This is a genomic window from Pannonibacter carbonis (assembly GCF_003012935.1).
Taxonomy (GTDB): Bacteria; Pseudomonadota; Alphaproteobacteria; order Rhizobiales; family Stappiaceae; genus Pannonibacter; species Pannonibacter carbonis.
This window is the reverse complement of sequence record NZ_PUDR01000012.1, coordinates 24,303-42,237: the sequence shown is the minus strand read 5'-3', so window position 1 is coordinate 42,237 and position 17,935 is coordinate 24,303. Positions and strand designations below refer to the sequence as shown.

Sequence of the window (17,935 nt, the reverse complement as noted above, 5' to 3'; positions counted from 1 at the left end):
GCGAACCGGATTCACGTGAAACACTCACTTGCCGATGCAAAACTCGCTGAAGATCACATCAAGCAGATCCTCAACGTCGATCCGCCCGGTGATCCGGCCGAGGCTATCGCCGGCCCGCCGTAAGTCCTCTGCCCTGAGCTCCGCTGGCAGATGCGCCTGGCGAAGAGCTTCATCGAGACCTTCGAGACAGGATCGAAGATGATGCTGGTGTCGCTGCCGCGTCGCCACCAGGGTCTCACCCCGTCCAAACATCTCGCCAGCAAAATGAGAAAGCGCATCCAGCAACCCGGAAAGCCCCTCCCCTTTTGCAATGGACAAAGCAAAACCAAGCTCTGTTTCGGATAAGTCTCGTTTCGAGGGAGTCTCAAGATCGGTCTTGGTCCGAACCAACCAGACCGGAACCGACTCGATCCTGATCGCATCCGGCAGTCCGTTGTCCCGATCATCAGGCGCCGGTCCACCTGGTTCCTGCAGCCAGAGAACAAGGTCTGCAGCGCGCCCTCGCTCGGTTGCCCGGCGGATGCCTTCCAGTTCGACCCGGCCCGCATCGCCCCGAAGTCCCGCGGTGTCTGCCAGCGTGACAGGGTAGCCACCAAGATCGAGGTGCACTTCGATCACGTCGCGAGTGGTCCCCGCCTCTTCCGTAACGATGGCGACATCCCGACCGGCAATGGCATTGAGCAGGCTCGACTTGCCCGCATTGGGCGCTCCCAGCAAAACGACCTGCAATCCTTCCCGCAAACGTTCACCGCGCGGCCCGGCAGCCAGATGGGCAGCCACCTCATCGCGGAGGGCGCCCGCCTCCCGCCAGACCTCATCGGCAACACTGCCGGGAACATCGTCCTCATCGGCGAAGTCGAAGTCCGCCTCGATCATCGCCCGCATGTGCAGGAGCCGCTTGCGCCATCCCTCATAGAGCCGGCCGAGCGCGCCATCCATCTGCCGATAGGCCTGGCGTCGCTGCGCCTCGGTCTCGGCCGCAATTAGATCGGCAAGACCCTCGACCTCTGTCAGGTCCATCCGTCCCTGTTCGAAAGCCCGGCGGGTAAACTCCCCGGCCTCGGCAGGGCGAAGGTCAGGAAGCCGCCCAAGCTCAGCCAGAACCGCCGCAACGACCGCCCTGCCACCGTGGCACTGCAGTTCCACCACATCCTCACCAGTGAAGCTGGCTGGTCCCGGAAACACGACGACAAGAGCCTGATCCAGCACCTCGCCGGTCTGCGGATCCTTGAGTGTACTGAGGCTTGCCTTGCGCGCCGGAAACGACCGGCCAGTCAGCGCCGACAAGGCCGCCAGCGCCGACGGGCCACTGAGACGGATCACCGCAACGCCGGACGGCAGCGCACCGCTGGAGAGGGCATAGATCGTGTCATGCATCGAACTGAACCGAACCTGACTGCAACAAGCGAAAAAACCTGACCCAGCCGCATACAGGCTTCTGCACCGGATGCCTAGTCATGCGCCGTGATCGATGCGCAGCCGATTCGATCCGGCGCAGACGGCATGCCGCGTCTCGTGTCACTGCCCGATCAATCCGCTGCCGATTCAAATGGCGCTCACCTTTCCGGCGCTGCCACGGCGGCTGTTTCACGACCGATGTTTCACGTGAATCGGGGATGTCGTCGCTGATCTCTATGTCCGCGCGAGCCGATACAACACATGCGGCGCGAGAGGGTGATCAGGCCCGAGCATCGGATGCAGAAAATCATCGGCCGGATCACGGACCATACCCAGCCGCTGCATCACCTTCTGGGACGGAAAATTGTCCTGTGCCGTGAAGGATACGATCTCGTCGAGGCCAAGAGTTTCGAAGCCGAATCGCAACCATGCCCGGGCCGCCTCAGTCGCATAGCCCAGCCCCCAGGCGTGGCGAGCCAATCGCCAGCCGATTTCGACGCAAGGATCAAACGGCAAGGGCTTGTCGTAGGATGGCCTGTTGAGCCCCACGAAGCCGAGGAAGGCACCGTCCGCCTTCCGCTCCACGGGAAACACGCAAAAGCCGTCAGCGGACAGTTTTGCCCGCGCACGCTCCATCATGGCACTGGTCCCGTCCCGGTCCATCACCGACGGAAAATAGCGCATGACCTCCGGATCGGAGTTCATGGCGGCAAATGCGTCGAGATCCCTGTCTTCCCAAGGGCGGAGAATGAGGCGTTCGGTTTCAAGACGGATCATGGGATGCCTTTCGGTACGCGTCCGATTCAAATCCAGTGCAGGGTCCCTGTCAAAACGAAAGGCGCCGGAGTTGCCGCCGGCGCCTTTGAGACTGAACCGGATCCGATTCGGATCAGGTGTTCATGCTGTCGAAGAAATCGTCGTTCGACTTGGTCTGCTTCAGCTTGTCGAGCAGGAACTCGATCGCATCGACCGTGCCCATCGGGTTGAGGATGCGGCGCAGGACGAAGGTCTTCTTGAGACGTTCAGGCGCAACCAGCAGCTCTTCCTTGCGGGTGCCGGAGCGCTGGATATCGATGGCCGGATAGACACGCTTGTCGGAGATCTTGCGGTCCAGGATGATTTCGGAGTTACCCGTTCCCTTGAACTCTTCGAAGATCACTTCGTCCATGCGGCTGCCGGTGTCGATCAGCGCGGTCGCGATGATGGTCAGCGAGCCGCCCTCTTCGATGTTACGTGCAGCACCGAAGAAGCGCTTCGGGCGCTGCAGCGCGTTGGCGTCCACACCACCGGTCAGGACCTTGCCGGAAGACGGCACGACGGTGTTGTAGGCGCGGCCGAGGCGGGTGATCGAGTCGAGCAGGATGACCACGTCGCGGCCATGCTCGACCAGGCGCTTGGCCTTCTCGATGACCATTTCGGCAACCTGCACGTGGCGCGTTGCCGGTTCGTCGAAGGTGGAGGAAACCACCTCGCCCTTCACCGTCCGCTGCATGTCCGTCACTTCTTCCGGACGTTCATCGATCAGCAGAACGATGAGGTAGCATTCGGGATGATTGGTGGTGATCGACTTTGCGATGTTCTGCAGGAACACCGTCTTGCCGGTGCGCGGCGGCGCGGTGATCAGGGCGCGCTGGCCTTTGCCGAGCGGCGCAACAAGATCGATGATGCGCGAGGAGAGATCCTTCGAGGTCGGATCGCCCATTTCCATCTTGAACCGCTCATCGGGATAAAGCGGGGTGAGGTTGTCGAAGTGGACCTTGTGCCGGGTCTTCTCCGGATCCTCGAAATTGATGGTGTTGACCTTGAGCAGCGCGAAATAGCGCTCGCCTTCCTTCGGGCTGCGGATCTGGCCTTCGACCGTGTCGCCGGTCCGCAGTGAGAAGCGGCGGATCTGTGACGGCGAAACATAGATGTCGTCAGGGCCCGGGAGATAGTTCGCGTCCGGCGAACGTAGGAAGCCGAAGCCGTCCTGCAGGACTTCGACCACGCCTTCGCCGATGATCTCGACATCCTGCGCCGCAAGGTTCTTCAGGATCGCGAACATCAGCTCCTGCTTGCGCATCGTGCTGGCGTTCTCAACTTCAAGCTCTTCCGCGAAGGTCAGAAGCTCGGTCGGCGATTTTGCTTTCAGATCTTTGAGTTTCATTTCCCGCATAAATTGGGGTCGTTCTCTGTTAGGTGGGAGATGAGTACGCGGAAGGACGCTTCTGATTTCCGAAACGCGAATGAAATCGGCAACAGAAGTGAAGTCTCGGCGTGTGCCGGCGTGAGGGGTGCCGACTAGCTTCGCCATTAGGCACGGTCTGGAGGTGCACCCCGCGCGCCTTTCGAGAAGTTGGCAGCGACCATAACTGCTTCGTCCAGGTCCCGCAAGAGCGTATTCTCTGCTTCAGGACCTGGAACCGATTGCATACGTAGCGGCACTTAGAATGGCTTGACGATAACCAGGATAACAATGCCAATCATCAAGAGCGTCGGGACTTCATTCAGGATGCGATAGAACCGTGCAGGCCGCGTGTTTTCGTCGCGAGCAAAGACCTTCACGCAGCGCGACAGGTATCCATGCACGCCGGACATCAGAAGCACCAGCGTGAGCTTGGCGTGGAACCAGCCATCGTGAAACGCATCCAACTCATAGGCAAGCCACAGCCCCAGGATCCAGGCCACGATCATGGCCGGATTGATGATCGCCTTCAGCAGCCGCCGTTCCATGACCTTGAAGGTCTCGGACTGCGGTGACCCGACCGGCACATCAGCGTGATAGACGAACAGCCGGGGCAGATACAGCATCCCGGCCATCCAGGCGATGATGGCGATGACATGCAGCGCTTTCAGCCAGAGATAGAGATCCATCCTAACCTCCTCATCCCTGCCGCACGCGCTCGACCATCCGGGCCACATGCGCCGGATCAGTCTCTGGCGTCACGCCATGGCCAAGATTGAAAATCAGCGGACCCTGCCCCAGCGCCTCGAGCACATGGGCGATGCCGTCATCCAGCGCCGCGCCGCCGGCCACCAGCCGCATTGGATCGAGATTGCCCTGGATGGGTACAGACTTCTGGATCGACTGGGCGATGTGGTCCGGCGCGGTCCAGTCAAGGCCCACAGCATCCACACCTGTGCCAGTCACATAGGCCGTCAGGCGGGCTGACGATGCCTTCGGGAAACCGATGATCCGCGCATCCGGCCGGGCTGCCTTCACCCCGGCAACGATCTGGCGGGTTGGCTCGATCGACCAGCGGGCAAAACCTGCATCGTCAAGAACACCCGCCCAGGTGTCGAAAATCTGCAGGGCGTCTGCGCCGGCATCAAGCTGGCGGATCAGATAGGCGATAGATGCAACGACGAGTTCGTCGATGAACCGCTGCATCAGGGCCGGATCGCGATAGGCGCCAACCCGGGCGGCTGTCTGGTCCTGCGTCGTATGACCTGCGACCGAGTAGCAGGCAACGGTCCAGGGCGCTCCGCAGAAGCCGAGCAGCGTGGTCTCTTCCGGAAGCTCGCTGCGCAGACGGCGGACTGTTTCGATCACCGGCGCCAGATGAGCCTCTGCTCGTCCCTGCTCAAGCCGGTCCAGCACATTCTGCGACAGAGGTTCGAGAACCGGTCCACGCCCTTCCTCAAAGCGAACCGGATAGCCGATGGCATCCGGGACGACGAAGATGTCCGAGAACAGGATCGATGCATCAAAGCCGTAACGGCGGATCGGCTGAAGCGTCACTTCCGTTGCCAGATCCGGATTGTAGCAGAAGTCGAGGAAGTTCTTCGCCTTGGCCCTGGTCTCCCGGTACTCGGGCAGATACCGCCCTGCCTGTCGCATCATCCAGACCGGTGGCGGGTAGAGCCTTTCACCAGCGAGTACGCGCATGACGGCCCGGTCGTTCGATTTCATGGCTCGGTCCTTTTTCCCGTCAGGGCCCCAGTAAGGGAGTCTCGGTAGATTTGAATCTGTTTCTTATTCTTAAGGGTGGATTACCGGGATCATTCGTTGTCCACAATCCATCCTCTGACTTTTCGCGCCGGAATGAATCGTCGCGCGGTCTGGACAAGCATCGGGGATTGAATCCGGCTTGATCAAAAAAAGAAACGAAAACAAAAGCTTGGCCTGTTGTTAAGGCTTCCTTAAGACTTGTGGCCGAAGTGGATAAACTGAGGGTGAGGCCGGAAGGCCCTGTTGATCCACATGAGTGCCGAACCGTTTCGGCATCGGTTGCCGCGATTTTACGATCTGTTAATGAAATCGGCTCAGCGGGGATGACTTTTCCTGCCTGGAGCTGGAGAGGCCGGGTTGTCCCCCGCCATCCACATGCGAGAGGATTTGTTGTGGGAAAATCCAGACACTACTTCCACCTCCATCTCGTGTCCGATTCGACCGGCGAGACGCTGATGACCGTGGCGCGTGCCGCGACCGTCCAGTACGAGGCGGTGCAGGCCATCGAACATATGTATCCGCTGGTCCGCACCCACAAGCAGCTCGACCGTGTCATCGGCCAGATCGAGCAGGCACCGGGCATCGTGCTCTACACTCTGGTCGACAAGGAGATTGCCGAGCGGCTGGAACGGTTTTGCCGCGAAATTGGTATCCCTTTCGTTAACATCCTCGATCCTGTCTTCGCTGTTTTTCAGTCCTACCTCAATGTGCCCTTCACCCGGCGTCCCGGCGGGCAGCACGCCCTTGATGCCGAGTACTTCAAGCGCATCGATGCGCTGAACTACACGATGATGCACGACGACGGTCAGATCGCGGACAACCTCAATCAGGCAGACATCGTTCTCGTCGGCATCAGCCGCACTTCGAAGACCCCGACCTGCATCTATCTCGCCAATCGTGGCATCAAATGCGCCAACGTCCCGATCGTCCCCGACATTCCCCTGCCTGAGGATCTGACCCGGCTGACCCGCCCGCTCGTTGTTGGCCTGATTGCCTCTCCCGAGCGCATTCAGCAGATCCGCCAGAACCGTGTGCTCTCGCTTAATTCCGAGGGCTATAATGATCTCTACATCGACCGGCGCGAGATCGCCCGGGAGATCGCGGCCACCCGGCGGCTGTGCGTCGAACAGGGCTGGCCCTTGATCGATGTCACCCGCCGCTCCATTGAAGAGACGGCGGCAGAGATCATGGAACTCTATCGCCACTTCAGGAACGCCGGAGAGGCTCAGTCCCTCGCCTGACCGGCCCAGTAAACGGAAACTCTCATGGCCCTTGTGCTCGCCAGCGGAAGCCGGATTCGCGCCACTCTGCTTGCAAATGCCCGGCTCGATTTCGCGGTCGATCCGGCAACCGTTGATGAACGCGCCGTTGAAGCGCCGCTGCTGGAGGCAGGCTTCCCCCCTGAGGACATCGCCCAGGTGCTGGCGGAGGCCAAGGCGCTCGACGTCGCGGGCCGCCGGCCGCAGGATCTGGTGATCGGCGCGGATCAGGTGCTTGGCCTTGGCAATGCGCGTTTCACCAAGCCGGCCGACATGGAAGCCGCCCGCCGCCAGCTGCTGGACCTGTCCGGCAAAACCCACGAGCTGCACTCCGCGGTCGTTCTGGCGCGCGGCGATGAAGTCCTCTGGCGTCATGTCTCGACCGCCCGGCTGACGATGCGAGCTCTGTCCCCAGCCGAGATTGGTCGGTATCTGGCGCTCGCCGGGGATGCGGTCCTGTCCAGCGTCGGCTGCTATCAGCTGGAAAACGTCGGTGTCCGGCTGTTCGAGCGGATTGAAGGCGACTATTTCAGCATTCTCGGCCTGCCCTTGCTGCCGCTGCTGGGCGAGCTTCGCGCGCTTGGGGAGACCGACGTATGACCGACCTCCGCCGATCCGCGATCACCGGCTGGCCCGTCGCTCAGTCACGCTCCCCGCTCATTCACGATTACTGGCTGAAGAAGCATGGCATTGCCGGCGACTACGACCGCGTGGCCGTCGCACCGGAAGATGCCGAACGGTTCTACCGGGATCTGGCCGCATCCGGGCTCACCGGCTGCAATGTCACGGTGCCACACAAGGAGCTGGCGGCATCGCTTTGCGACTGGCTGGATCCGGCGGCGACAGCCATGGGCGCGGCCAACACGCTCTGGCTGGACAATGGCCGGCTGTGCGGCGCCAACACCGATGGTCTCGGCTTTCTGGGCAACCTCGACGAGGCTGCGACGGGCTGGGACAGGACCAAGGGGGCGGCCGTGGTCCTCGGCGCAGGCGGTGCTGCCCGGGCGATCGTCTGGGCCTTGCTCTCGCGCGGCTTTGCACCAGTGCACGTGATCAACCGGACCGAGGAAAAAGCCAAGGCAATCGCGGATCATTTCGGCAGCGACGTTGTGGCTCATGCGTGGGACAAGCTGGGGACCGTGCTTGGACAAGCCCGGGTTCTGGTCAACACCACATCGCTGGGCATGATGGGCAAGCCCGAGCTGGATATCGACCTCTCCGGATTGCCGCAGGATGCCCTGGTGACCGACGCGGTCTATGTTCCCCTGGAAACCGGCCTCCTGCGCGCGGCAAGGGAGCGGGGCAACGTTGCCGTCGATGGTCTCGGCATGCTGCTGCATCAGGCTGTAAATGGCTTTGAACGCTGGTTTGGTTTCCGGCCGCAGGTTGATGCAGAGCTGCGCAACCTGATCCTCGCCGATCTGGATGCCGCCAAATGATCCGTCTGGGTCTCACCGGCTCGATTGCCATGGGCAAATCGACCACGGCCAAGCTGTTTGCCGAGGCCGGAGTTCCGGTGCACGACGCCGATGCGACTGTGCATGCGCTGTATTCTGGCCGGGCTGCACCGCTGATCGAGGCCGCCTTTCCGGGCACCGTCGCTGGTGGCATCGTCGACCGGACACGCCTAGGAAATGCAGTGCTTGGTAAACCCGAGGCCATTGCCCGTCTCGAGGCCATCGTGCATCCGCTGGTCCGCGAGGAGGAGCTGGCGTTTCTGGACAGAAGCCGCAAGGAAGGACGGCGGATTGTCGCCCTCGACATCCCCTTGCTGTTCGAAACGCGCGGCGAGCACCGCGTCGATGCCGTCGCGGTCGTGACGGCCAGACCCGACACCCAGCGCGCGCGCGCGCTGGCACGGCCGGGCATGACCGTCGAACGTTTCGAGGCGATCCTCGCGCGGCAGATGCCGGACGCCGAGAAGCGCCGCCGGGCGCATTTCCTCATCGAGACCGATCATGGAGTGGACGCTGCGCGGCGCTCCGTCGCCAGCATCCTGCGTGCCCTGGCCGGCCGGGGCTAGAACCCCGGCAGCCAAAGGCCGGCCACCGCTGGCAAGCAAGGCAGGATAACGATGTTTTCGGATTGCATGGCCGTCAGGAAGAAGCGACTCTCGCCCCTAGCCCTGCCCGACCATTCGGACCCAGCCTATGCGTGAAATTGCCTTCGATACGGAAACCACAGGACTCGATCCGCGCAACGGCGACCGCCTGGTCGAAATCGGCGGCGTCGAGCTGCTGAACCACGTCCCGACCGGCCGCACCTACCACGTCTACATCAACCCGGAACGGGATGTTCCGGAGGGTGCGTTCGCAGTGCACGGCCTGTCGACCGAGTTCTTGTCGGACAAGCCGAAATTCGCGGCCGTGGTCGATGATTTCCTCGCCTTTGTCGGGGACTCGACCCTCGTGATTCACAACGCGTCCTTCGACATGGGCTTCATCAACATGGAGCTGAACCGTGTCGGCCGGCCGCCGATCCCGCGCACCCAGGTCATCGATACGCTCGAACTGGCCCGCCGCAAGCATCCGATGGGGCCGAACTCGCTCGACGCGCTCTGCTCGCGCTATGGCATCGACAATTCGCGCCGCACCAAACACGGCGCATTGCTCGACAGTGAACTGCTGGCCGAAGTCTACCTCGAGCTGATCGGCGGACGGCAGCGAGCGCTGGGATTTGACATCGACCAAGCCGGATCCGGCGCACAAAACCGGGGTGACAGTGGCGCAGACGGCCAGATGACGTCCGCCCCGGCACGCCCTCGCCCCACCCCCCTGCCCTCGCGCCTCACCGCCGACGACCTCGACCGCCACGCCGGCTTCATCAAGGGCATGGGCGACAGCGCGATCTGGAAGAAATACGAGGCAAAGGACGCTGGCTGACGGCAAACCGCCTCCTGCATCCAGACGACACCTGCTGATAGCCACCGCCAAACACCGAACACCAGTGGTCATCCCCGCCTTGTGCGGGGATCCAGCTTTCAGGCCTCAAGCCGGGGCGTACCAATAGCTTCTGAAGGCGGTTCAGGGAGTATGGATCCCCGCACAAGGCGGGGATGATTGCCGAGAGTGGGGTGGACCTCGGCTCTCCGGTCCCGGATCTCCGCTTTGCTGGGTGGGGGATGACGCCGAAGTGTTTGCCATAAACGAAACCCCGGCAAGGCCGGGGTTTGTCAGTTCAAAGCATCGACGGCAGGACGCGGTCCGGCGGGCGGTGGCCGTCCATGAAGGTCTTGATGTTGATGATGACCTTCTCGCCCATCTCGATACGGCCCTCGAGCGTGGCAGACCCCATGTGCGGCAACAGCAACACCTTGTCCATCTGCGCCAGCTTCGGGTTGACCGCGGGCTCGTGCTCGAACACGTCGAGACCCGCACCAGCGAGCTCGCCTGCTTCAAGCTGACGGATCAGCGCGTTTTCGTCGATCACTTCGCCGCGGGCCGTGTTCACCACATAGGCGTCCTTCTTCAGGAGCTTCAGGCGGCGGGCCGACAGCAGGTGATAGGTCCCCGGCGTATGCGGGCAGTGGATCGACACGACGTCCATGCGGGCCAGCATCTGGTCGAGGCTTTCCCAGTAGGTGGCCTCGAGGGATTCCTCGATGTCGGAATGCAGCCGGCGGCGGTTGTGATAGTGGATCGACATGCCGAACGCCTTGGCCCGGCGTGCGACTGCCTGACCGATGCGGCCCATGCCGATGATGCCGAGGCGCTTGCCCCAGATCCGGTGGCCAAGCATCCAGGTCGGCGACCAGCCGGACCATTCACCGGTGTTCATCACCTTGATGCCTTCGGCGAGACGGCGCGGCACGGCCAGGATCAGCGCCATCGTCATGTCGGCGGTGTCTTCGGTGAGGACGCCAGGGGTGTTCGTGACGTTGATGCCACGGTTGTTGGCGCTGACCACGTCGATGTTGTCGACGCCATTGCCGAAGTTGGCGATCAGCTTCAGGTCCGGGCCGGCCTGCGACAGCAGCGCCGCGTCGATGCGGTCGGTCACGGTCGGCACCAGGACATCCGCGGTCTTTACGGCCTCGACCAGTTCGGCTTGCGTGTAAGGACGATCGCTTTCATTCAGACGCGTCTCGAACAGTTCCCGCATCCGGGTCTCGACGACATCCGGAAGTTTGCGCGTGACGACGACCACAGGCTTCTTCTTCGGCATGCCATTTGCCTTCTGCGTTGCGTTGAGGGCGCCTTAACCCTAACAGGCCTACACTTCAGCTTGATGGCGTTGCCGCCAATCTGCCTCTCCCGTTCTCCTTACCAGATGGTCCGCCAGATACAAGGGCAGCCAAATGGCGCAGGGCCCCGACCTTGGTCGGGTATCGGTGCGACAATGCGGGGTTGATGTGTTGGTTGGGCAGAAGCTCTCGAACCTGCAAGGGCTGGTCTGGAATCTGTCCGGCGAACCCGGTAAACGGGAACAATGCAGAACAAGAGGAAGGCATGAACAGGCAATCCGAGCCCCGGCGCAAACGCACGATCCCTCATGGTCTTGGCGCCCTTCTGGCCCTTTCGCTGATCCTGATCGCAGCCCCGCTGGCACATGGCCAGACCACCCGGACCGGCAGCAGCGGCCAGCCGATCCCACGCTTTGTCAGCCTCAAGTCCGACAGGTCCAATGTCCGTCTAGGACCGTCGGACCGACATGAAGTTGCCTGGACTTATGTGAAATCCGGCCTGCCGATCGAGATCACCCAGGAATTTGAAAACTGGCGCAGGGTCCGCGATTGGGAAGGCAAGGAAGGCTGGCTGTTCCACTCTCTGCTTTCCGGACGTCGGACTGTGCTTGTCACCCCCTGGGATGCCAGCGGCGAAAACACCCCGCTTTATGCCAAGGCGGATGTGGATTCGGGCATTGTCGCCTATCTGGCTCCGAAAGTATTGGCCAACGTCAAATCCTGTTCCAAAGGCTGGTGCCGTGTCGAAGGACGTGGTTATGACGGCTGGATTGAACAAACGCGCCTGTTTGGCGTCTATCCAGATGAGGTCATCGACTAGCAGAAACGAAAAGGGCCGCTGTTGCGGCCCTTTTTTGCTGTATCGTACCTTAGTCGTCACTGCGATCCTGCCGCTTCAACTCCTCGAGACGGGGCATTGAAACGGTGTTGTAGCCACTGTCGACAAAGTGGATCTCACCGGTCACCCCGCCCGACAGGCTGGACAGGAGATAAAGGCCCGAGCCGCCGATCTCGTCCAGTGTTACGGTACGTGCCAGCGGCGAATTGCGCTTCTGGTAGTTGTACATCAGGCGCGAATCCGAAATCACAGATCCGGCAAGGGTCCGCACGGGCCCAGCCGAAATTGCGTTCACGCGGATACCCTGCACGCCATAGTCCATTGCGAGGTAGCGCACGGAAGACTCCAGCGCGGCCTTGGCGACACCCATGACATTGTAGTTCGGCATCACCCGCGTCGCTCCGCCATAGGTCAGCGTCACGATGGAGCCTCCGTTCGGCATGATGGCCGCTGCCCGCTTGACGATCTCAGTGAAGGAGAAGCAGGAAATCAGCATCGCCTTGGAGAAGTTCTCCCTCGAGGTGTCGGCATAGCGTCCCCGAAGTTCACTCTTGTCGGCATAGGCAATTGCATGCACGAGAAAGTCGATGCTTCCCCATTCACTTGTCAGCGTCTCGAAGACTTTGTCGACCGATGCAATGTCCTCGACATCGCAGGGCATCAGGATCTTCGAACCGACAGACTCTGCCAGCGGCTTGATGCGCTTTCCGAATGCATCACCCTGATAGGTGAAGGCAAGCTCCGCGCCATGGTCGGCCAAGGTCTTGGCAATGCCCCAAGCGATCGAATGGTCGTTGGCAACACCCATGACAAGCCCGCGCTTGCCTTTCATCAGCCCGTTCATGAAAAACTCCTGTGCGACTGCCGGATCCCCCGCGGGGCGTCGGGAGGGATCCGTCAATCTGTTAACCGTTGTATTTTTTGAAGACGACCGAAGCGTTGGTACCGCCAAAGCCGAAGCCGTTTGACAGGACGCAGTTCAACTCGGCGTTGTCGACGCGCTGGCGCACGATCGGCATGTCGGCAAAGGCGGGATCGATTGTTTCGATATGGGCGGAGGCTGCGATGAAGTTGTTCTGCATCATCAGGATCGAATAGATCGCCTCCTGCACGCCGGCTGCTCCCAGCGAGTGGCCGGACAGCGCCTTGGTGGCAGAGATTGGCGGGATCTTGTCGCCGAATACGGTACGGATCGCCTCGATCTCCTTGATGTCCCCAACCGGGGTCGAGGTTGCATGCGGATTGATGTAATCCACGTCGCAATCGACGGTCTTCAGCGCCAGACGCATGCAGCGCTCGGCGCCCTCGCCCGAGGGGGCAACCATGTCGTGACCATCCGATGTCGCGCCATAACCGACGACCTCGGCATAGATCTTGGCACCACGGGCCTTGGCGTGTTCCAGTTCCTCAAGCACCAGGACGCCGGCGCCGCCGGCGATGACGAAGCCGTCGCGGTTGGCGTCATAGGGACGCGATGCAGTCGAAGGCGTGTCGTTGTACTTGGACGACATGGCGCCCATGGCGTCGAACAGCACGGAGAGCGTCCAGTCCAGTTCCTCGCCGCCGCCGGCAAAGACGATGTCCTGCTTGCCCCACTGGATCAGTTCGGCCGCATTGCCGATGCAGATGTTGGTTGTCGCACAGGCGGCAGAGATCGAATAGTTGACGCCGTGGATCTTGAACGGAGTGGCCAGCGTCGCGGAGTTGGTCGAGGACATTGCTTTCGGCACTGCCGTGGGTCCGATGCGCTTGGGACCCTTTTCACGGGTAATGTCGGCCGCTTCCACGATGGCGTGGGTGGACGGTCCGCCCGACCCCATGATGATGCCGGTGCGCTCGTTGGTGACATCGCCGGCCTCAAGACCGGAATCGGCAATCGCCTGCTGCATGGCGATGTAGTTCCAGGCTGCACCTTCACCCATGAAGCGCGTGGTGCGACGGTCGAGCACCTCGAACGGCTTGACCTTGGGCGCGCCATGAACCTGGCAACGGAAGCCGAGGTCGGCATATTCCTGCGCCCGCACGATGCCGGAGCGGCCGGACTGAAGGCTTTCCAGCACTTCCTGTGCCGTATCGCCGATCGACGACACGATGCCCATGCCCGTAACAACAACCCGCCTCATTGGGGTCTCCTGTCTTTCGATGCCACCATCCGGCGGGGGCCGGAGAATAGCCGTATTATTTCGTCAGAAAAATGAAGGCGCGCATCCCGAAGCGCGCCCGCGCTTCCACATATGGGATCAGGTCTTGGCCAGACCAACCCGAAGGTCGGTTGCCTTGTAGATCTGCTCGCCGTCAGCCTTCAGCCAGCCATCGGCAATCCCCAGCACAAGCCGGCCGCGCATGATGCGCTTGAAGTCGACGCCATACTCGACCTTCTTGACGGACGGGGTAACCATGCCCTTGAACTTCACTTCGCCAGTGGACAGGGCCATGCCCTTGCCCTCAAGGCCGAGCCAGCCGAGGTAGAAGCCGGTCAACTGCCAAAGGGCATCGAGACCAAGGCAGCCCGGCATCACCGGATTGCCCTGGAAATGACAGGGGAAGAACCAGAGGTCTGGGTGGATGTCGAACTCTGCGCGCGCAAATCCCTTGTCGAACTCGCCGCCGGTCTCGGAGAGCTCCGTGATGCGGTTGAACATCAGCATCGGCGGCAACGGCAACTGCGCGTTGCCGGGGCCGAACAACTCTCCACGTGCACAGGCCAGGAGGTCTTCATAGTCGTAGCTGGGGCGCCGCTCGGTCATTCCATTCCCGTTTTTTCTTTTCTGGCAGGTCCAGGCCGGTGACGCGACCGGACCGCCCAGAAGGGTTTTGTTCAAGAGGTTCGATGGCCTTCCTAACACAGTGGTCCTTCCTCCGAAAGATCGTCCCTTTGCCGAGAGGACCAAGCGTCTTCCTTGGTTTCCGTTTGAAGAACCCACGCGTTCACGTCTCGTTGAGGCATGAAAAACTTGCATTCCAGGGCCAAGAAATGGCAAAGGTAGAAAAAGTCCCGCGTCAGCTGGCTTGCTGGCAGGGTGCAGTCATGCCGTGTTCTGAAAAGCCAGAGCCGGCTTAGCACTTCGTGTAGCTGCCCTGGCTGGAAGTCACGGATCGAATGTCTGGATCAGAAAAGCATATGACCGAGCACCATTCCCACGCCGGCGATACGCATCCCGATGTCACCGAAATGCTTCGTCACTCGGGCCTGCGCCCGACACGGCAACGCGTTGCTCTCGCGGAGCTTCTGTACTCGAAGGGCAACCGGCATATTTCGGCCGAGATCCTGCATGAAGAGGCCGTTCTCGCCCGGGTTCCGGTATCGCTGGCCACGGTCTACAACACGCTGCATCAGTTTACCCAGGTCGGTCTCCTGCGCGAAGTGGCCATCGACGGCACCAAGACTTACTTCGATACCAACGTGCACGACCATCACCATTTCTTCATCGAAGGTGAGAACCGCGTCGTTGATATCCCGAACGACGGGGTCGGCATCGGCCGTATCCCGCAGGCGCCGGAAGGCATGGAGATCGTGCGGATCGATGTAGTTGTCCGGGTCCGGCCGAAAAGCTGAGCCCGTTCCGCTCCAGAGCACATGGCAGGATCAGGAGGCCGGCGCCCAGGTTGCCGGCCTTTTCAGTTGGTGCAGGTAGCCGGGCTTTGCATCGGGCGTCATCTGGAATGCGCCATCAATCACCGAAAAGCCGAGGCTCGCCAGAAGGCCGTTTGAAACTGCGTTTTCCGGGTTGGTGATGGCGTAAAGGTTTTGGGCCGCAAGGGCCGTAAATCCATGCGCCAACATGGCTGTCGCAGCTTCCTTGCCGTAGCCCTTGCCACGCGCCTCGGCCAGGAGCGCATAGCCGATATCGGGCGCATCCAGCCGGTCGCGTTTTAAGAGCCCCGCAATGCCGACTGGCTTCCCCTCCACGGTGGAAGCGAGCCAAAGTCCGTAGCCATGCCGGCTATGATGCGGAGCGATATGCTCCCGGACATAGCGCCGCGCATCTTCTACCGTCTTCAGGCCCCGGTCCCCGATGTAGCGGTGATAGTCGGGGTCATTCATCAGCGTCAGCAGCAGGGCTGCGTCGGCGGGAAGGATCATCCGGAAGACGAGGCGGGCGCTGGGCGCTGCGACGAGTGGCGGTCTGGCTCTGGGCGGGGTGGTCGTCATGCGGCCGCCGGATCTTCCGATGTTGCCGCATCTTGCACCATCGCGGCAGTCCTCAGGGCAATATCGGGCACCTCCGGCAGGTCAATCCGTTCAGGGCTCTTGCACAGGTCATAGATCAGGCAGCGGTGGCATTCCGGCTTGCGCGCCTTGCAGATGTAGCGGCCATGCAGGATCAGCCAGTGATGGGCGTGCAGCCCGTATCGGGCCGGAACCACCTTCTCCATCGCCAGCTCCACCGCAAGTGGCGTCTTTCCGGGCGCGATGCCGATGCGATTGCCCAACCGGAACAGGTGTGTGTCAACGGCAATGGTGTGATGGCCGAAGGCCATGTTCAGGACGACATTCGCTGTCTTGCGGCCAACGCCAGCGAGCGCCTCCAGCGCCTCGCGATCCTCGGGCACTTCGCCGCCGTGGTCGCGGATCAGTTGCTCGCACAGGAGGATGACGTTCTTGGCCTTGGTTTTATAGAGACCGATGGTGCGGATCTCGTCCCGCACCCGGTCTTCGCCAAGGGCCAGCATCTTTTCCGGTGTATCTGCGATGCGGAACAGGGTCTTGGTCGCCCTGTTTACCCCGACATCGGTCGCCTGGGCCGAAAGCACCACCGCAACCAGCAGGGTGAAGGCATTGACGTGATCCAGTTCCCCCTTTGGTTCGGGGTTGTCAGCGTGGAACCGGGTAAAGATCGCATCGACCTCGGCCCGTGTGTAACGCGGCTTTGCCCGCCGACGTTTGGGGGCGGGCGACGCAGCGTCTGTTTTGACGGACGCTTTGGTGCCGCTGGCAGGTCCTGCGGAATTTTGCTTCGGGCGGGAGGTCTTTGCTTCGCTCATAGGTCCTCTATAAAGGGAGGTCATGACGAGCGACAATCCGAAACACGCGCCGGATGAGGGTGCTGCGACGGGCGACCAGCCATTCTTCTCGGCTGTGCTCACACCGTACAGATCCCTGGGGCAAAACGGCTTTCTTGTGCTGATGCTGTGCACCGGCGCGGTTTGCCTTGCCCATGGCGTGATGTTTGTGGCCGTTGGTGCCTGGCCGGTGATGGCCTTTTTCGGTCTTGATATCGCGCTCGTCTGGTTTGCCTTCCGCATGAACTATGCCGCTGCCCGGGCGCATGAGGAGATCATTATTCACTCTCACGAGATCTTGATCCGGAAAGTCGGCCCCGGCAAGCGTCTGCAGGAATACCGGTTCAACACATTCTGGGTTCGCCTGACGGTCGACAGGTTGGACGATGAAGGGGTCACGCGGATCCTGCTGACCTCGCGCGGCGAGGCAGTGCCGATCGGCGACTTTCTCAATCCGCCGGACCGGACCAGCTTTGCCGGGGCGCTGACAGCAGCGCTTGCGGCCGCAAAGGCTGGACGGCACCTGCCGGGCGGATTACCGGCCTGATCCTGCGGTCGTCTGTAAAACACCCGGAAAGTGCCGAAGGTCCGTCTGGAACCCTGTCCTGCATGACTTTAAGATGCCTCCAGGCAAAGGCGGGGCATCAAAACAACATGAAACTCTTGATCGCATTGGCTGGCTGCGCCGTCATGGCGTTGGCTCTGGCGGGTTGTGAGACCGTATCGAAAGAACAGTGTCAGGCCGGTGACTGGGTGGCCTTGGGCCGCGCCGATGCATCGGTGGGACACCCTTCGAGCCGTATCGAAGACATCATGAAGGATTGCGGGCGGCACGGTGTGACGCCTGATCCGCAGGCCTATTATGTTGGCTGGCAGGAAGGCGTGCAGATCTATTGCACGCCGCTCAACGGCTTCAACCTTGGCCGGGATGGCACATCTAAGTCGAACATCTGTCCGCCGGCGCTGGGCGCTCCCTTCGACTATGCCTATCAGCTCGGCTATCGCCTCTGGTCCGCGCGCAACGAGGTCAGGCAGCTTGAAGACCGTACCAGGTCGCTGGAATCCCAGATCGAGCGGGACCGGTTTTCTCTCAACACGACGGACTGCAACGGTGCGAAGCCAGAAGATCGCGACAACTGTCGCCGTAACCGGGATCGTCTGCGGGATCGGATCGATGATGCCCGCTTCCAGATCCAGGACCTGCGCTGGCGCATCCTGCAGAAGCAGCAGGACCTCCAGGCGACCGAATATGCCGTCAACACGGAGGCCGCGCGACTGTTCCCCGGCTACGGTCGCTGACAAGGCTTGAGCAGATACCGGTT

General features: G+C 61.5%; 20 protein-coding genes. 9 read left to right on the top strand and 11 right to left on the bottom strand.

Annotation, left to right across the window (positions count from 1 at the left end; genetic code table 11):
- Nucleotides 1-24: 24 nt before the first annotated feature.
- From mnmE to hemE, 5 genes are all read right to left on the bottom strand, one after another.
- The gene (gene mnmE, locus C8348_RS16430) at nucleotides 25-1,377 is read right to left on the bottom strand and encodes a tRNA uridine-5-carboxymethylaminomethyl(34) synthesis GTPase MnmE (RefSeq protein WP_106754464.1); all 1,353 of its coding nucleotides are present in this window, start codon (nucleotides 1,375-1,377) and stop codon (nucleotides 25-27) included.
- 255 nt (nucleotides 1,378-1,632) lie between these two features.
- Nucleotides 1,633-2,175, bottom strand: coding sequence for a GNAT family N-acetyltransferase (locus C8348_RS16425; RefSeq protein WP_106754463.1), 543 nt, complete (start codon nucleotides 2,173-2,175; stop codon nucleotides 1,633-1,635).
- A 112-nt stretch (nucleotides 2,176-2,287) separates the two neighbouring features.
- The gene (gene rho, locus C8348_RS16420) at nucleotides 2,288-3,553 is read right to left on the bottom strand and encodes a transcription termination factor Rho (RefSeq protein ID WP_106754462.1); all 1,266 of its coding nucleotides are present in this window, start codon (nucleotides 3,551-3,553) and stop codon (nucleotides 2,288-2,290) included.
- 269 nt (nucleotides 3,554-3,822) lie between these two features.
- Entirely contained in the window at nucleotides 3,823-4,251 is a 429-nt protein-coding gene (gene hemJ / locus C8348_RS16415; protein ID WP_106754461.1) for a protoporphyrinogen oxidase HemJ, read from the bottom strand.
- 10 nt (nucleotides 4,252-4,261) lie between these two features.
- Nucleotides 4,262-5,290 carry a uroporphyrinogen decarboxylase gene (hemE, locus tag C8348_RS16410; protein WP_106754460.1) on the bottom strand — a complete coding sequence of 343 codons (1,029 nt, stop codon included), beginning with the start codon at nucleotides 5,288-5,290 and terminating at the stop codon, nucleotides 4,262-4,264.
- A gap of 431 nt (nucleotides 5,291-5,721) precedes the next feature.
- On the opposite strand from hemE, the gene C8348_RS16405 reads away from it, so the two are divergent.
- The 5 genes from C8348_RS16405 to dnaQ all read left to right on the top strand — a co-directional run bounded on the left by C8348_RS16405 (nucleotide 5,722) and on the right by dnaQ (nucleotide 9,470).
- Entirely contained in the window at nucleotides 5,722-6,570 is an 849-nt protein-coding gene (locus tag C8348_RS16405; RefSeq protein ID WP_268137681.1) for a pyruvate, water dikinase regulatory protein, read from the top strand.
- 24 nt (nucleotides 6,571-6,594) lie between these two features.
- The gene (locus tag C8348_RS16400) at nucleotides 6,595-7,188 is read left to right on the top strand and encodes a Maf family protein (RefSeq protein WP_106754458.1); all 594 of its coding nucleotides are present in this window, start codon (nucleotides 6,595-6,597) and stop codon (nucleotides 7,186-7,188) included.
- Nucleotides 7,185-8,027 carry a shikimate dehydrogenase gene (locus tag C8348_RS16395; protein ID WP_106754457.1) on the top strand — a complete coding sequence of 281 codons (843 nt, stop codon included), beginning with the start codon at nucleotides 7,185-7,187 and terminating at the stop codon, nucleotides 8,025-8,027. Before C8348_RS16400 ends, C8348_RS16395 begins: the two co-directional genes overlap by 4 nt.
- A complete protein-coding gene (gene coaE / locus C8348_RS16390; protein WP_106754456.1) occupies nucleotides 8,024-8,611 on the top strand; it encodes a dephospho-CoA kinase in 588 nt (195 codons plus the stop codon). The genes C8348_RS16395 and coaE overlap by 4 nt, the downstream gene beginning before the upstream one ends.
- 127 nt (nucleotides 8,612-8,738) lie before the next feature.
- Nucleotides 8,739-9,470, top strand: a complete 732-nt coding sequence (gene dnaQ, locus C8348_RS16385; protein ID WP_106754455.1) for a DNA polymerase III subunit epsilon — start codon at nucleotides 8,739-8,741, stop codon at nucleotides 9,468-9,470.
- Between the two features lie 295 nt (nucleotides 9,471-9,765).
- On the opposite strand, the gene C8348_RS16380 is transcribed toward dnaQ, so the two are convergent.
- Entirely contained in the window at nucleotides 9,766-10,752 is a 987-nt protein-coding gene (locus C8348_RS16380; protein ID WP_106754454.1) for a 2-hydroxyacid dehydrogenase, read from the bottom strand.
- 284 nt (nucleotides 10,753-11,036) lie between these two features.
- Here C8348_RS16380 and C8348_RS16375 point away from each other — a divergent pair, with 284 nt between their 5' ends.
- The gene (locus tag C8348_RS16375) at nucleotides 11,037-11,591 is read left to right on the top strand and encodes an SH3 domain-containing protein (protein ID WP_106754453.1); all 555 of its coding nucleotides are present in this window, start codon (nucleotides 11,037-11,039) and stop codon (nucleotides 11,589-11,591) included.
- Nucleotides 11,592-11,640: 49 nt separating this feature from the next.
- On the opposite strand, the gene fabI is transcribed toward C8348_RS16375, so the two are convergent.
- The 3 genes from fabI to fabA form a co-directional block, all read right to left on the bottom strand.
- A complete protein-coding gene (gene fabI, locus C8348_RS16370) occupies nucleotides 11,641-12,453 on the bottom strand; it encodes an enoyl-ACP reductase FabI (RefSeq protein WP_106754452.1) in 813 nt (270 codons plus the stop codon).
- 61 nt (nucleotides 12,454-12,514) lie between these two features.
- Nucleotides 12,515-13,732 (bottom strand): beta-ketoacyl-ACP synthase I, encoded by a 1,218-nt coding sequence (fabB, locus tag C8348_RS16365; protein WP_106754451.1) that lies wholly within the window; start codon nucleotides 13,730-13,732, stop codon nucleotides 12,515-12,517.
- A gap of 117 nt (nucleotides 13,733-13,849) precedes the next feature.
- Nucleotides 13,850-14,356, bottom strand: coding sequence for a 3-hydroxyacyl-[acyl-carrier-protein] dehydratase FabA (gene fabA / locus C8348_RS16360; RefSeq protein WP_106754450.1), 507 nt, complete (start codon nucleotides 14,354-14,356; stop codon nucleotides 13,850-13,852).
- A gap of 353 nt (nucleotides 14,357-14,709) precedes the next feature.
- On the opposite strand from fabA, the gene irrA reads away from it, so the two are divergent.
- Nucleotides 14,710-15,165: an iron response transcriptional regulator IrrA gene (gene irrA, locus C8348_RS16355; protein ID WP_341871594.1), complete on the top strand. Its 456-nt coding sequence runs from the start codon at nucleotides 14,710-14,712 to the stop codon at nucleotides 15,163-15,165.
- A 30-nt stretch (nucleotides 15,166-15,195) separates the two neighbouring features.
- Here irrA and C8348_RS16350 read toward each other — a convergent pair whose 3' ends face one another.
- Both C8348_RS16350 and nth read right to left on the bottom strand, forming a co-directional pair.
- Nucleotides 15,196-15,762: a GNAT family N-acetyltransferase gene (locus C8348_RS16350; RefSeq protein WP_106754449.1), complete on the bottom strand. Its 567-nt coding sequence runs from the start codon at nucleotides 15,760-15,762 to the stop codon at nucleotides 15,196-15,198.
- Entirely contained in the window at nucleotides 15,759-16,595 is an 837-nt protein-coding gene (gene nth, locus C8348_RS16345) for an endonuclease III (RefSeq protein WP_106754448.1), read from the bottom strand. The genes C8348_RS16350 and nth overlap by 4 nt, the downstream gene beginning before the upstream one ends.
- Nucleotides 16,596-16,617: 22 nt before the next feature.
- Here nth and C8348_RS16340 point away from each other — a divergent pair, with 22 nt between their 5' ends.
- On the top strand, nucleotides 16,618-17,160 hold the full coding sequence (locus C8348_RS16340) for a DUF2244 domain-containing protein (protein ID WP_106754447.1): 543 nt from the start codon (nucleotides 16,618-16,620) through the stop codon (nucleotides 17,158-17,160).
- Nucleotides 17,161-17,267: 107 nt separating this feature from the next.
- Nucleotides 17,268-17,912 (top strand): DUF2799 domain-containing protein, encoded by a 645-nt coding sequence (locus tag C8348_RS16335; protein WP_106754446.1) that lies wholly within the window; start codon nucleotides 17,268-17,270, stop codon nucleotides 17,910-17,912.
- The last annotated feature ends 23 nt before the right edge of the window (nucleotides 17,913-17,935 follow it).